This is a genomic window from Vibrio sp. 14N.309.X.WAT.E.F5, assembly GCF_030397615.1.
Classification (GTDB): Bacteria; Pseudomonadota; Gammaproteobacteria; order Enterobacterales; family Vibrionaceae; genus Vibrio; species Vibrio lentus.
Map to the genome: position 1 here is coordinate 12334 of NZ_JAPNXR010000020.1, position 14288 is coordinate 26621.

13 protein-coding genes are annotated in these 14288 nt (G+C 44.3%); 5 read left to right on the top strand and 8 right to left on the bottom strand.

The window, feature by feature from the left end; all coding sequences use genetic code 11:
• Positions 1-23: 23 nt before the first annotated feature.
• The 8 genes from ruvX to metK all read right to left on the bottom strand — a co-directional run bounded on the left by ruvX (position 24) and on the right by metK (position 6764).
• A complete protein-coding gene (gene ruvX, locus OW495_RS18310; RefSeq protein WP_017062240.1) occupies positions 24-446 on the bottom strand; it encodes a Holliday junction resolvase RuvX in 423 nt (140 codons plus the stop codon).
• A gap of 59 nt (positions 447-505) precedes the next feature.
• Positions 506-1069, bottom strand: a complete 564-nt coding sequence (locus OW495_RS18315; RefSeq protein ID WP_017105103.1) for a YqgE/AlgH family protein — start codon at positions 1067-1069, stop codon at positions 506-508.
• Between the two features lie 116 nt (positions 1070-1185).
• Positions 1186-2136 (bottom strand): glutathione synthase, encoded by a 951-nt coding sequence (gene gshB, locus OW495_RS18320; RefSeq protein WP_004735482.1) that lies wholly within the window; start codon positions 2134-2136, stop codon positions 1186-1188.
• A gap of 9 nt (positions 2137-2145) precedes the next feature.
• Complete coding sequence (rsmE, locus tag OW495_RS18325) at positions 2146-2877, bottom strand: 16S rRNA (uracil(1498)-N(3))-methyltransferase (protein ID WP_017077778.1); 732 nt, start codon at positions 2875-2877, stop codon at positions 2146-2148.
• Positions 2878-3036: 159 nt separating this feature from the next.
• A complete protein-coding gene (locus OW495_RS18330; RefSeq protein WP_289887684.1) occupies positions 3037-3768 on the bottom strand; it encodes an endonuclease in 732 nt (243 codons plus the stop codon).
• Between the two features lie 97 nt (positions 3769-3865).
• Positions 3866-4366, bottom strand: coding sequence for a SprT family zinc-dependent metalloprotease (locus OW495_RS18335; RefSeq protein ID WP_289887685.1), 501 nt, complete (start codon positions 4364-4366; stop codon positions 3866-3868).
• Positions 4367-4444: 78 nt separating this feature from the next.
• Entirely contained in the window at positions 4445-5242 is a 798-nt protein-coding gene (locus OW495_RS18340) for a DUF2189 domain-containing protein (protein ID WP_017105107.1), read from the bottom strand.
• Positions 5243-5609: 367 nt separating this feature from the next.
• Positions 5610-6764: a methionine adenosyltransferase gene (gene metK, locus OW495_RS18345; protein ID WP_004735487.1), complete on the bottom strand. Its 1155-nt coding sequence runs from the start codon at positions 6762-6764 to the stop codon at positions 5610-5612.
• Positions 6765-7141: 377 nt separating this feature from the next.
• Between metK and tkt the strand changes: the two genes are divergently transcribed.
• The 5 genes from tkt (at position 7142) to mscS (ending at position 14206) form a co-directional block, all read left to right on the top strand.
• Positions 7142-9136 carry a transketolase gene (gene tkt / locus OW495_RS18350; RefSeq protein WP_289887689.1) on the top strand — a complete coding sequence of 665 codons (1995 nt, stop codon included), beginning with the start codon at positions 7142-7144 and terminating at the stop codon, positions 9134-9136.
• A 214-nt stretch (positions 9137-9350) separates the two neighbouring features.
• Positions 9351-10400, top strand: a complete 1050-nt coding sequence (epd, locus tag OW495_RS18355) for an erythrose-4-phosphate dehydrogenase (protein ID WP_289887692.1) — start codon at positions 9351-9353, stop codon at positions 10398-10400.
• 166 nt (positions 10401-10566) lie between these two features.
• Positions 10567-11730 carry a phosphoglycerate kinase gene (locus OW495_RS18360; protein WP_065102942.1) on the top strand — a complete coding sequence of 388 codons (1164 nt, stop codon included), beginning with the start codon at positions 10567-10569 and terminating at the stop codon, positions 11728-11730.
• Positions 11731-11885: 155 nt separating this feature from the next.
• On the top strand, positions 11886-12962 hold the full coding sequence (fbaA, locus tag OW495_RS18365) for a class II fructose-bisphosphate aldolase (RefSeq protein WP_102513480.1): 1077 nt from the start codon (positions 11886-11888) through the stop codon (positions 12960-12962).
• Between the two features lie 377 nt (positions 12963-13339).
• Positions 13340-14206: a small-conductance mechanosensitive channel MscS gene (gene mscS / locus OW495_RS18370; protein ID WP_289887693.1), complete on the top strand. Its 867-nt coding sequence runs from the start codon at positions 13340-13342 to the stop codon at positions 14204-14206.
• Positions 14207-14288: the final 82 nt, after the last annotated feature.

The following is a 14288-nucleotide window of genomic DNA, read 5'->3' on the forward strand; positions in this document are numbered from 1 at the left end:
ACATTTTGCTCACTTATTTTTCGTTATGAATATTGTGCTTCAAACCAGCTCTCTAAAATGACGACTGCAGACTGGTTATCGACATTGCCTTTGCTTAGTGCTTTATAGCCACCCATTTCAAAAAGGTCGGCCCTTGCTTCTGTCGTAGAAAGTCTCTCATCATGCAATTCAACATCCACACCAAAGCGTCCCTTAAGACGGTTAGCGAATTTCTTCGCTCTGGGTGTAATGGTTGCTAGGTCTTTACCGTGAAGATCGGTAGGCAGACCAACCACGATAAGATTCGGCTGCCACTCCTTAATTTGCTTCTCGATGTCGTCCCAGTTTGGGATGCCATCTTTCGCTTTAAAGGCTTTCAAAGGGCTTGCTGTACCTGTGATCTCTTGTCCTATCGCACTGCCGATACTTTTTGTACCGTAGTCAAATGCCATAATTGTTCGTGACATGGGGCTTCCAAATTAATCTGTGTTTGAGAGTGTTTATTTATTTATTGAGCTGAGTCGGGCTAGGCGTGGCCTGCGTCTGCTGAAAGCTGAGCTGCATTGATACCTAACATTTGTACGGCAACTTTCCAGCGATCCGAAATTGGCGTGTTGAAGATAACCTTTGGATCGGCTTCAACGGTTAGCCATGAGTTTTCAGTCAGCTCGGTTTCCAGTTGTCCTGGTTCCCATCCTGCATAACCAAGCGCGACCAGATAATGCATAGGTTCATCTTCTGTCCCTAACACCATCAGAATATCTTTCGAGGTTGTTACCGAGATTTGATCCGTCATGTTGATGCTGGATTGATAACTGCCTTTGGGTTTGTGCAAAATAAACCCACGGTCTTCTGCGACTGGCCCACCATTAAGTACTGGCTTATCAAGGCTTGCTTGGTTGGGTTTTGGCTGTTCAGAATCAACCTCAACTTGCTTAAGCATGCTGCCGACAGTGACATCGATAGGAGCGTTGATCATCAAACCCATCGCACCTTCGTCATTGTGCTCACAAAGATAGATCACCGAATTCTGAAAGTATGGATCTTTCATTCCGGGCATAGCGACCAGAAAGTGGTTCGTTAAATTCATAGAGCCTCCTGCCAGTGTGTTCCCAGTAAAGGAAAAAGAGCGGCGTAAAGCCGCTCATTGTTCTTTGCCTAGATATTTTTGTGTTTTCGAATAGCTAAGGCTTTCTTTAGTTTAGGCTATTTAGCGTTAACGCGACGCTCGATTGCATCCATTAATTTACCCGTTACCGAAATATCAAAAGCAGCTTCAATTTCACGGATACAAGTAGGGCTTGTCACGTTGATTTCAGTCAGCTTGTCGCCGATAACATCAAGCCCAACAAAGATTAAGCCTTTCTCTTTCAGTGCAGGAGCAACTGCCCTTGCGATAGCCCAGTCTGTTTCACTTAGAGGACGAGCTTCACCTGTACCGCCAGCAGCAAGGTTACCTCGAGTTTCCCCTTTTGCCGGAATACGCGCTAGGCAGTAAGGCATTGGTTCGCCGTCAACCACAAGAATACGCTTATCACCATTGCTGATGTCTGGAACAAAGGTTTGTGCCATTGCGTAGTTTTGACCGTGGTTAGTCAGTGTTTCAATGATCACTGATACGTTTGGATCGCCCTCTTTCACTCGGAAGATAGACGCGCCGCCCATACCATCAAGTGGTTTTAGAATCACGTCACCGTGTTCTTCTCGGAACGCTTTAATTTTTTCAGCTTTACGAGTCACGATGGTGGTTGGTGTCAGTTCAGGGAACCAAGCCGTGAATAGCTTCTCGTTACAGTCACGTAAGCTTTGTGGCTTGTTTACGATCAGTGCGCCGTTCTCTTCAGCACGCTCAAGAATGTAAGTTGCGTAGATGTACTCTGTATCAAACGGAGGATCTTTACGCATCAGTACCGCATCTAAATCGGATAGCGCGATAGTCTGTTCTGATTTGAACTCGTACCAACCGTTTGGATCTTCTTTTAGTTCAACAACCTTAGTGTCAGCAATGGCTACGCCTTGATCTAAATGTAGATCATCCATTTCCATATAATGGATTTCGTAACCACGACGCTGAGCTTCAAGCATCATGGCAAAGCTAGAGTCTTTTTTGATGTTAATGGATGAAATTGGATCCATTACGATGCCAAGTTTGATCATTTTTTTCTCCTAGCCTAGATCGCCAAAACGGACTTGTAAGGCAGTAATTGCGGTTAGAGCTGCTGTCTCTGTACGAAGTACACGTGGGCCGAGTAGCGTCTCTTCAAATTTGTATTGTTCTGTCATACCGATTTCTTCAGCTGACAGTCCGCCTTCAGGACCGATCAATAGGCGCACCTTACTGATGGGTTCTGGAAGGGTGTTAATTGAGTATTTTGCACGAGGATGCAGGTTTAGCTTTAACGCTTCACTCGGTTCGCTGCACCACTCTTCAAGTTGCATGATTGGGCGAATAACCGGAACCGTATTGCGACCAGATTGTTCACATGCTGCGATAGCAATCTTTTGCCACTGCGCGAGCTTTTTCTCGAAGCGTTTAGTATCAAGCTTAACGCCACAGCGCTCTGAAATCAGTGGGGTAATGGTGTTTACACCAAGCTCAACCGATTTCTGAATCGTGAATTCCATTTTATCGCCACGTGAAATCACTTGGCCTAAATGTAAGTCTAACGGAGATTCGCTGCTACGTTCTATACGTTCAGTAACATTAACTGTGACGTTCTTTTTTGATACTTCAGCAATGGTCGCAGGGAATTCAGCGCCACTGCCATCAAATAGAAGAACATCTTGGCCTTCTTTCATACGAAGGACTCGACCAACATGACCCGCGGCATCTTCGCCTAAAGCGAGTGAACCTAACTGATGAATGCGTTCTGGGTGATGGATACGAGGGATTCTCATGCTGGTAAACCTATAAATAGTGTCATTTGGGTATTTTGTCTCTGCCTAACATGGATGCTTTTAGTTGAAAAAACAAGGGTAGAGCAAGAGTTTCAGGGGCAATTCTGAAACTCTTGTTTGAGATGGAGGCAATTGGAGATGTTGGTTGCCTGAGTCGTGTTATTTACAAGCAGGGAAAACAAATGGGTTGTGATTACCTTGGATCGCATAGATTCGCTTATCACGAGTACATTCCCACTTATCGACAGGGAATTGCTTGTTCCACGCCATCATCAGGTTAGTCTGCTGCTTAGATAGTTTGAAACCATACTCTTGGCTCATATAAAGATAAGTACGCGCGATAGAACCTTTTGCTCTGTCTGGCGGCATAACCTTACGCTGTTTGAAGTTGACCTGCATTTCACACTGACCGTAACTCACGCCATCCATTCCATTCCACTGACTGAAATTGTAATTGGATCGATCACCGTTAACCTCGCCAATTGCCGGAGTTAGATTATGAAGGTCGGCTTCCATCGATTTAAATATTTTGTCATTGCGAGTGCAGTTCTTACGTCCGCCATCTTGCCAGCACTGACGCTGGTGGCCGAATTGCCAAGCTGGAACCACGTGTTCCCACTCAATACGGGAAGCGCGCTTTTGCTGTTTTCTTACTTGATAACCACAGCCGTCGAGGTCGGGGATACCTTTCTTTTTGTCTTTCCAAGTGATGTCACAACCACAATAAAATGAAGTCGGGTGATCGAGATAAATCTTCACGGCTTCTTTTTTGGCTTTGGAGAACGAACTTGGTGGAGCGGCGAAAACGCTTTGGGTTACCAGTAGGCTAAATACTATTGATAGGTAAAAGGACACCGATAGGCCAAATACTTTTGGAGTGTTTTTTTGCATAGAGAAAGACTGATGAAAGTATGATAAACAACAGTCTAGCACTCAAATGTTAGTTCTCTCTATTACATTTATTCGCGTTACCTTGTGAGCTTAAGACTTAGCTCAATTGAAGGCCGGTAAAAGCTAAGGTTTGCTGGCATTGTTGGCAACGATACGTTGATTGGTTGCGGATGACTTTGTTGTGTCGTCTTATCGACAGGGGATAAGTGGTGCAATCACAGCGATACTCATAAGTTTTGCCCCGCACTGAGGTTATCTCCAAGCTGTGGGTCGTTTTGGCCGGTACATTGAATACCTTTTCCATCACGTATTTCCACTCATTACCGTGAGGCCTAACTCGTCCGAATACCTGATGTGTGATCAGATGTGCGAGTTCATGAGGCACGACTTCGTTAATAAAGGCATCTTCATTTTCGCTGAATAGCACTTGGTTGAGTTTTATCTCGTTTAACTGGAGGTAGGCTTTTCCCGCTGCCTTTCCTCTTAACTTGTAAGTGACGGTTGGGCACGGAAATTCACGAGAAAAATGTTGATTAGCAATAGCTAGGCATTCGCCCAGTTTTTTATTTACTCGATGTTGTTGCGGGGTGTAAGACAAGCGTTGTTAACTCCAAAAAAAGCCTCAGCGTTTAAGCTAAGGCCTCATCATAACATTGCTCATCGATCGTTAAACGATTTAAACGTGATGTTTCTTTTTGATGACTTCGTGATAAGCATGCCATGTTCCATAACCAAGTAATGGCATCGTTACAATCATCCCCACACCGTAGGTTGCGAAGCCGACTAAGATACCAGTACCAATGATACCAGCCCAAACGACCATCGCAGGGATGTTTGATTTAACAGCGTTGAAGCTAGTAAAAATCGCACTCATTACATCTACACGTCTCTCCATCATTAGTGGAATTGAAAATGCTGAGATACTAAATATCAGGCTAGCGATAACAAAACCAATCACAGACCCTGTAATTAAGAAGGGAGCAAATTCGGTCAATGGTGCACCTTGTACTGAAGGGTAAAGTGCGTGCAATAATGCAGCGATACGCATCCAGAATATCATCGCGACCATTAATACAATCGCAAACGCCCATTGGTGGGTTGAGTTCCGTGTGATGGCTTTCATCGAGTGCAGTAGGCTAGCGTTGTGCCCCTTTTCTCTTTCCCAGGCTGCGTCATACAAGCCTAGGGCAAGAAACGGCCCTATTAGCATGTACACAATCAAGCTTGGCATAACGACCAAATGTGTTCCTTGCCATTGGACAAGTTGAACAATGGCGATGGCCGCACCCATAAAGCACAAACCGTAAAATGCGCTGATTAATGGCATTCTCACTAAGTCGTGCAGTGCAAGCGACAACCAATGGAATGGGGCGGATATGCTTACTTGGTTACAAGGAATGGTGCGAGCATAATCCTGATCGCTGACCTTGTGTTTCTTATCGTTCAGTTCGGATGGGTGTACAGTACGAGGCATATATCCCCCTAGTTAAATAACGTCCTAGTTATAGTTCCATAAAGCTCAGTATTGCGATCATATGAGGATTATGGTGTTGAGCTAAAATGCTCTTTTTCGTCCCAGTTATTGTTCTAGCGTGCATTTAACGAGAGCTATCAGACTGAATTACTTTGAGTTAAATGTGAGCTTGATCGCCTAGGAGTTACCTTAACTATTGTCAGTAGTGTTCGAAAACACAAATTATCGGTGGGTTTTTATACTAAGTGGTTAACGGTAAAGAAGACTTGGGCAGGGTGGTCTAGTAAGGAAAGGTTTGGTAAGTGCATAAAAATAAAGCCCTTACTAAGCAGTCAGGGCTTTAAAGAAACAAATCGCAGTGGCTAAATTATTTTAGGCCAGCGAAGTCCGCAAGGATTGCTGCTTTGTCAGTCGCTTCCCAAGGGAACTCTTCACGACCGAAGTGGCCGTATGCAGCAGTCTTCTTGTAGATAGGCTGAAGAAGGTTCAGCATCTCTTGAAGACCGTATGGACGTAGGTCGAAGTTTTGACGAACGGCTTCAATGATGATTTCGTGAGCTACTTTCTCAGTACCAAACGTTTCAACCATGATAGATGTTGGATCTGCAACACCGATAGCGTAAGACAGTTGAATCTCACAACGGTCAGCCATACCAGCTGCAACGATGTTTTTCGCAACGTAACGAGCTGCGTAAGCTGCAGAACGGTCAACTTTTGATGGATCTTTACCAGAGAATGCACCGCCACCGTGACGAGCTGCGCCGCCGTAGGTATCAACGATGATCTTACGACCTGTTAGACCACAGTCACCCATTGGGCCACCGATTACGAAACGGCCGGTTGGGTTGATGAAGAAGTTAGTGTCTTTGTTGATCCACTCAGCAGGAAGTACTGGCTTGATGATCTCTTCCATTACCGCTTCACGTAGGTCAGGTGTTGTTACTGAATCACAGTGTTGAGTTGAAAGAACAACTGCGTCGATACCAACAATCTTACCTTGGTCGTATTGGAATGTAACTTGAGATTTCGCATCTGGGCGAAGGAAGTCAAGCTTGCCGCTCTTACGTACTTCAGCTTGCTTCTTAACAAGAAGGTGAGAGTAAGTAATTGGAGCTGGCATTAGGATTGGTGTTTCGTTAGTCGCGTAACCAAACATGATACCTTGGTCGCCTGCGCCTTGATCTTTAGGATCGGCTTTATCAACACCTTGGTTGATGTCTGGAGACTGCTTACCAATTGTGTTTAGTACTGCACAAGAGTCAGCGTCAAAGCCCATATCAGAATGAACGTAACCAATTTCACGAACTGTTTCACGAGTGATTTCTTCGATATCAACCCATGCAGACGTTGTTACTTCACCGCCAACCATAACCATGCCGGTTTTAACGTAAGTCTCACAAGCAACACGTGCTTTTGGATCTTGCTCCAAGATGGCATCAAGAACAGCATCAGAGATTTGGTCTGCAATTTTATCTGGATGGCCTTCTGAAACAGATTCAGAAGTGAATAGGTGCTTAGCCATGAGAGCTCCACTTTTAGTTTAGTTTTTAGTTGCAAATAGTTAAATGCAAATAATTTTAGGCGTCGCAAGCTAGGAAGCGCCGCCATTAAATACAGTATATTTTGTAGGTGTTTCTACATCTAGACGGCTATTCTAAATTCCAGCGGTCGAATTACAAGCTCTTTTTTATGATATGTCATAACTAAACGTTTGCGTATCGGTCGAGATAACGCATTGCTAAGTGATGTAAATGTTCGAAAATTGCGAAAAGTGACCGTTAAAATGCCAGTAAAACGTTTGCAGTCGCTAAAGTCGTTTGAGAGAATACCCGCGCTAATAAAAATGAAAACTTTAGCATCAATCTCTTTTTTAAATCGCTTATGTACTCAGGAGCAGACATGCCTTCTCGTAAAGATCTAGCCAATGCAATTCGCGCACTTAGCATGGATGGCGTTCAACAAGCAAATTCAGGCCACCCTGGCGCACCTATGGGTATGGCTGACATCGCTGAAGTTCTTTGGCGTGGTCACTTGAACCACAACCCAGCAAACCCAGAGTGGGCTGACCGAGACCGTTTTATTCTGTCTAACGGCCATGGTTCAATGTTGATTTACTCTCTGCTTCATCTTGCAGGTTACGAGCTTTCAATTGAAGACCTGAAAAACTTCCGTCAACTGCACTCTAAGACTCCAGGTCACCCAGAGTACGGTTACGCTCCTGGTATCGAAACAACGACGGGTCCTTTAGGTCAAGGCATCACCAACGCTGTTGGTATGGCGATGGCTGAAAAATCATTGGCTGCACAGTTCAACAAAGAAGGTCACGACATCGTCGATCACTTCACTTATGCATTCATGGGTGATGGCTGTCTGATGGAAGGTATCTCTCACGAAGCATGTTCTCTAGCCGGTACGCTAGGTCTTGGTAAGCTGGTTGCTTTCTGGGATGACAACGGCATCTCTATCGATGGCGAAGTTGAAGGTTGGTTCTCTGACGATACACCTAAGCGTTTTGAAGCTTACGGCTGGCACGTAATCCCTGCAGTTGATGGTCACGATGCTGACGCTATCAACGCGGCTATCGAAGCAGCTAAAGCGGATCCTCGTCCAACACTTATCTGTACTAAGACTATTATCGGCTTTGGTTCACCAAATAAAGCGGGTACGCACGACTGTCACGGTGCTCCACTAGGTGCTGATGAAATCACAGCAACTAAAGCGGCACTTGGTTGGGAACACGGTCCTTTCGAAATTCCAGCTGATATCGCAGCTGAGTGGAATGCGAAAGAAGCAGGCGCAGCGAAAGAAGCAGCGTGGAATGCTAAGTTTGACGCATACGCAGCGGCTCACCCAGAGCTAGCAGCAGAATTCAAACGTCGTACTAACGGCGAGCTTCCAGCTGAATGGGAAGAGAAAGCAAACGCAATCATTGCTGATCTTCAAGCTAACCCAGCAAACATCGCATCACGTAAAGCATCTCAAAATGCACTAGAAGCGTTCGGTGCTATGCTACCTGAATTCATGGGCGGCTCTGCTGACCTTGCGCCTTCTAACCTGACTATGTGGTCTGGTTCTAAGTCGCTTGAAGCGAACGACTTCTCAGGTAACTACATCCACTACGGTGTACGTGAATTCGGTATGACGGCAATCATGAACGGTATCGCTCTGCACGGTGGTTTCGTACCATACGGCGCAACGTTCCTAATGTTCATGGAATACGCTCGTAACGCGATGCGTATGGCTGCTCTGATGAAAGTTCAGAACATTCAAGTTTACACGCATGACTCTATCGGTCTTGGCGAAGATGGTCCTACTCACCAACCGGTTGAGCAGATCGCTTCTCTACGTCTGACTCCAAACATGAGCACATGGCGCCCATGTGACCAAGTTGAGTCTGCAGTGGCTTGGAAACTGGCAATCGAACGCAAAGATGGCCCTTCTGCGCTTATCTTCTCTCGTCAAAATCTTGCACAACAAGATCGTGACGCTGAGCAAGTGGCAAACATCGCTAAGGGTGGTTACATCCTGAAAGATTGCGAAGGCAAACCAGAGCTTATCCTTATCGCTACAGGTTCTGAAGTTGAACTAGTGGTTAGCGCTGCTGCTGAACTAACAGCTGAAGGCAAGAAAGTACGCGTAGTCTCTATGCCTGCAACTGACGCATTCGACAAGCAAGACGCTGAATACCGTGAGTCTGTACTGCCATCTGACGTTACAGCTCGTATCGCTGTTGAAGCTGGCATTGCTGACTTCTGGTACAAGTACGTTGGCTTCGGTGGCAAGATCATCGGCATGACAACGTTTGGCGAATCTGCGCCAGCAGGCGAGCTATTCAAGATGTTCGGTTTCACTACTGAAAACGTAGTAAACACAGCGAAAGAGCTTCTTGCTTAATCATTGATTGCTAGCCTAGTGCTAACAGTAAAATGAAAGAAAAAACCGAGCGTAGAGCTCGGTTTTTTGTATCTGGGATTTGTTTTCTCCTAGACTAATCCCTACAAGCAGCAGATCAATCTGTCATGAGTAAACTGAGTTATTCAAGTAATGCCTTTTAGGTAGGATTCAGTTATCATCTGTTGCACGAAATTTTGGTTAGATGTACGGAACTATGCTAAAAGTCGCGATAAACGGATTTGGACGAATAGGGCGTAATGTATTACGCGCTGTCTATGAAAGTGGAAAAAGCCAACAAATCAAAGTAGTAGCTGTCAATGAGCTTGCTCAGCCTGACGCTATGGCTCACCTATTGCAATACGACACCAGTCACGGCCGCTTCGGCAAGAAAATCTCTAACGATCAAGAGCACATCTATGTTCATCATGGCGTTGGTGCTGAAGATAAGGGAGAGTTCGATACGATTCGTATCTTACACCTTGCTGATATTGAGTTGTTGCCTTGGCGTGACCTTGAAGTTGATATTGTTCTCGACTGTACCGGCGTTTATGGTTGCCGTGATGACGGCCTAGCGCACATTGCTGCTGGGGCGAAAAAGGTTCTGTTTTCACATCCTGGTGCTAACGATCTGGATAACACCATTATTTACGGTGTGAATCACGACACTATTACCGCTGACCATCGAATCGTTTCCAATGGTTCATGCACGACTAACTGTATTGTCCCTATCATCAAGGTTCTTGATGACGCCTTTGGTATTGAGTCCGGCACGATTACGACCATTCACTCTTCTATGAATGACCAGCAAGTTATCGATGCATACCACAGCGACCTTCGTCGAACTCGAGCAGCAAGCCAATCAATCATTCCTGTCGATACCAAATTGCATAAAGGTATTGAAAGAATCTTTCCGAAATTTTCTAACAAATTTGAAGCGATATCCGTGCGTGTGCCGACGGTAAACGTCACTGCGATGGATTTAAGTGTCACAATTAATGCAAATGTGAAAGTTAATGACGTAAATCAAACCATTGTTAATGCATCCCAGTGTACATTACACAATATAGTTGACTATACTGAAGCGCCGCTCGTTTCCATCGACTTTAATCACGATCCCCATAGCGCAATTGTTGATGGTTCACAAACTCGAGTGAGCAACGGCCACTTAGTGAAAATGCTGGTGTGGTGCGATAATGAATGGGGCTTTGCAAACCGAATGCTGGATACGGTTCTTGCAATGGAATCTTCTGAAGGCAAGAAGTAAGACCTAGAAGCAAATGTGCGGATTATTTATTTTTTAGCTTGAATTAAATGCTAAGTGTCCACATATTACTAGTAGTTAAAGAATTACCAGTTGAATAATTTATAGGCTTAGCAGGGTTGCTGAGTTTCCAAAACTTTATTTTTATTTAAATTTGAGAGGACAAATCATGTCTGTGATCAAGATGACTGACCTGGAACTTGCAGGTAAACGCGTATTTATCCGTGCTGACCTAAACGTACCAGTAAAAGACGGTAAAGTAACTTCAGATGCACGTATCCTAGCATCTCTACCAACTATCAAACTTTGCCTAGAAGCTGGCGCAAAAGTTATGGTTACTTCTCACCTTGGTCGTCCTACTGAAGGCGAATACAACGAAGAGTTCTCTCTAGCTCCTGTAGTTAACTACCTAAACGACGCACTAGACTGCGAAGTTAAGCTAGCGAAAGATTACGTAAATGGCCTAGAGCTAAACGCTGGCGAACTAACTGTTCTTGAAAACGTTCGTTTTAACAAAGGCGAGAAGAAGAACGAAGAAGCACTTTCTAAGCAATACGCTGCACTATGTGACATCTTCGTGATGGACGCATTCGGTACAGCTCACCGTGCTCAAGCTTCTACACACGGCGTTGGTACTTACGCTCCTGTAGCATGTGCTGGTCCTCTTCTAGCTGCTGAGCTTGAAGCTCTTGGTAAAGCAATGGACAACCCAGCTCGCCCACTAGTGGCTATTGTTGGTGGTTCTAAAGTTTCTACCAAACTAACAGTTCTAGAATCTCTTTCTAAAATCGCTGACCAACTTGTTGTTGGTGGTGGTATCGCGAACACGTTCATCGCTGCTGAAGGCCACAACGTAGGTAAGTCTCTATACGAAGCTGACCTAGTTGAAACAGCTCAGAAGCTAATGAAAGAGTGTGCTATCCCAGTAGCGACTGACGTTGCATGTGCTAAAGCATTCGACGAAAACGCAGAAGCTGAAATTAAACACGTTTCTGAAGTTCAAGACGACGACATGATCTTCGACCTTGGCCCAGATTCAACTGCAGCTCTAGCTGAAATCATCGGCAACGCAAAAACGATTCTTTGGAACGGTCCTGTAGGCGTATTCGAATTCAAAAACTTCGAAGCGGGTACTGCTGGTATTTCTAAAGCAATCGCTGACTCTGAAGGTTTCTCTGTAGCAGGCGGTGGTGACACGCTAGCGGCTATCGATAAGTTCGGTATCAAAGCAGATGTTTCTTACATCTCTACTGGCGGCGGCGCTTTCCTTGAGTTTGTTGAAGGTAAAGTACTTCCTGCAGTAGCAATGCTTGAAGAGCGTGCTAAAGCGTAATTGATTTAGAAAGGCGAGATGTGAATCTCGCCTTTTAACGTTTGCTGCATATCACACTTTTTTGCTAGAATGGCATAAGTTGTGAGCAAACGATTGCAAATTTTTAAACTTAAGTTTTTTAATCTTAAAACGATAGAATAAATAGGACTATTTCCATGTCTAAGATCTTCGATTTTGTAAAACCTGGTGTGATTTCTGGCGATGACGTACAGAAAGTATTTGAAGTAGCAAAAGCAAACAAATTTGCTCTTCCTGCAGTAAACGTTGTTGGTACTGACTCTGTAAACGCAGTACTAGAAGCAGCTGCTAAAGTTAAGTCTCCAGTTGTTGTTCAGTTCTCTAACGGCGGCGCTGCATTCTTCGCAGGTAAAGGCGTTAAACTTGAAGGTCAAGGCGCACAAGTTCTTGGTGCTGTAGCTGGTGCAAAATACGTACATGCTGTAGCTGAATCTTACGGTGTTCCAGTTATCCTTCACACTGACCACGCTGCTAAGAAACTTCTACCATGGATTGACGGTCTACTAGACGCTGGTGAAGAGTTCTTCGCACAAACTGGTAAGCCTCTATTCTCTTCTCACATGCTAGACCTTTCTGAAGAGTCTCTAGAAGAGAACATTGAAACATGTGCTACTTACCTAGCTCGCATGGCTAAAATGGACATGACAATCGAGATCGAACTTGGTTGTACTGGTGGTGAAGAAGACGGCGTTGATAACTCTGATATGGACGCATCTGAGCTTTACACTTCTCCAGAAGACGTAGCTTACGCATACGAGAAACTAATGGCTGTTAGCCCACGTTTCACTATCGCTGCATCTTTCGGTAACGTACACGGTGTTTACCAAGCTGGTAACGTTGTACTTACTCCAACTATCCTACGTGACTCTCAAGCATACTGTGCAGAGAAGTTCGGTATCGCACCTAACGCTCTAAACTTCGTATTCCACGGTGGTTCTGGTTCTTCTGAAGCTGAAATCCAAGAGTCTATCGGCTACGGTGTTATCAAAATGAACATCGATACTGATACACAGTGGGCAACTTGGGACGGTATCCGTAAGTACTCTGCTGAAAACTTCGATTTCCTACAAGGTCAAATCGGTAACCCAACTGGCGAAGCTGCGCCAAACAAGAAGTACTACGATCCACGCGTATGGCTACGTGCTGCTCAGTCTTCAATGGTTACTCGTCTTGAGAAAGCATTCGCTGACCTTAACGCTGTAGACGTACTGTAATTCTTTGAATTAAGTGCTCTTTAAGTTTTAAAAGCCCGCTCATTGAGCGGGTTTTTTTATGTCTGATAAAAACTTGTACTAAATATGTGAAAAACCTAGCGTGCGGTGAATAAATTTCGTAGTCTTTTAGTTATCGGTATTTGTGTTTATTGGTAAGTTTTATTAATTCAAAAGCTTACATAAATATGACTTTGCAATCTGTCAAAGATAGGATATCGTGCCGAAAAATTGAACTTGGTTCAGTTTATAAAAAGGACTTGGCTTTAATTTACTTTTAACACAACGACTTAACGTGAAATATACGGTTTATTTTGTTGTTGGGTAAGTTTGGCTTAAGGCAGTTTAGCTCATAGCATATTATATAGAGGATGCACATTATGGCTGATAGTTCGACAGCGATTGAGACTCCACTTGTGGATGGTCTGTCTCACGCAGAACAGTGGTTAACAAATAACTCAGATCTGTTTATTCAATACGGTGTAAACATTATCTCAGCACTGATAATTCTATTTATTGGTAACCTTATTGTTAAAGCAGTAGCGAATAGCGTGTCTAAGGTTCTTCAGAAGAAGAAAATGGACCGAGCAGTTGTGGAGTTCGTCCATGGTTTAGTTCGTTACTTGTTGTTTGTTATTGTTTTAATTGCTGCACTTGGTCGTCTAGGGGTTCAAACTGCATCTGTGGTTGCTGTTATTGGTGCGGCTGGTTTAGCGGTAGGCTTAGCGTTACAAGGCTCATTATCTAACTTTGCAGCTGGCGTACTTATCGTTGCATTCCGTCCATTCAAGTCTGGTGACTACGTGGAAATTGGTGGTGTAGCAGGTTCGGTTGATTCAATTCAAATCTTCCAAACAGTTCTAACAACGCCAGACAACAAGATGGTTGTAGTTCCGAACGGTAGCGTTATTGGCAGCCCAATTACTAACTACTCTCGTCATGATACACGTCGTATTGATCTAATGATTGGTGTTTCTTACAACGCTGATCTTCAAAAGACAAAAGCGCTACTGACTAAGATTTGTGAATCTGATGACCGTGTACTTAAAACACCGGGTGTTCAAGTTGGTGTTCATACACTAGCGGATTCTTCAGTAAACTTTGTCGTTCGCCCATGGGTTAACACTGCAGAGTACTGGGATGTGTATTTTGATCTTATGCAAGCAATCAAAGAAGGCTTGGATAACGAAGGTATCGAAATTCCATTCCCGCAAATGGATGTACACATGAATAAAGTAGAAGCTTAATCTCCGATTAGTTTTTATAGCTATAAGCTTTTATAAGGAAAGGCGGATAACTTAGGTTATCCGCCTTTTTTTGATTCCAAGA

What these genes read in the sequence shown, in the direction of transcription:
- ruvX (WP_017062240.1), bottom strand. Translation starts at nt 446, where the DNA reads ATGTCACGAACAATTATGGCATTTGACTACGGTACAAAAAGTATCGGC.
- mscS (WP_289887693.1), top strand. Translation starts at nt 13,340, where the DNA reads ATGGCTGATAGTTCGACAGCGATTGAGACTCCACTTGTGGATGGTCTG.
- epd (WP_289887692.1), top strand. Translation starts at nt 9,351, where the DNA reads ATGCTAAAAGTCGCGATAAACGGATTTGGACGAATAGGGCGTAATGTA.
- rsmE (WP_017077778.1), bottom strand. Translation starts at nt 2,877, where the DNA reads ATGAGAATCCCTCGTATCCATCACCCAGAACGCATTCATCAGTTAGGT.
- OW495_RS18340 (WP_017105107.1), bottom strand. Translation starts at nt 5,242, where the DNA reads ATGCCTCGTACTGTACACCCATCCGAACTGAACGATAAGAAACACAAG.
- metK (WP_004735487.1), bottom strand. Translation starts at nt 6,764, where the DNA reads ATGGCTAAGCACCTATTCACTTCTGAATCTGTTTCAGAAGGCCATCCA.
- tkt (WP_289887689.1), top strand. Translation starts at nt 7,142, where the DNA reads ATGCCTTCTCGTAAAGATCTAGCCAATGCAATTCGCGCACTTAGCATG.
- gshB (WP_004735482.1), bottom strand. Translation starts at nt 2,136, where the DNA reads ATGATCAAACTTGGCATCGTAATGGATCCAATTTCATCCATTAACATC.
- fbaA (WP_102513480.1), top strand. Translation starts at nt 11,886, where the DNA reads ATGTCTAAGATCTTCGATTTTGTAAAACCTGGTGTGATTTCTGGCGAT.
- OW495_RS18315 (WP_017105103.1), bottom strand. Translation starts at nt 1,069, where the DNA reads ATGAATTTAACGAACCACTTTCTGGTCGCTATGCCCGGAATGAAAGAT.
- OW495_RS18330 (WP_289887684.1), bottom strand. Translation starts at nt 3,768, where the DNA reads ATGCAAAAAAACACTCCAAAAGTATTTGGCCTATCGGTGTCCTTTTAC.
- OW495_RS18360 (WP_065102942.1), top strand. Translation starts at nt 10,567, where the DNA reads ATGTCTGTGATCAAGATGACTGACCTGGAACTTGCAGGTAAACGCGTA.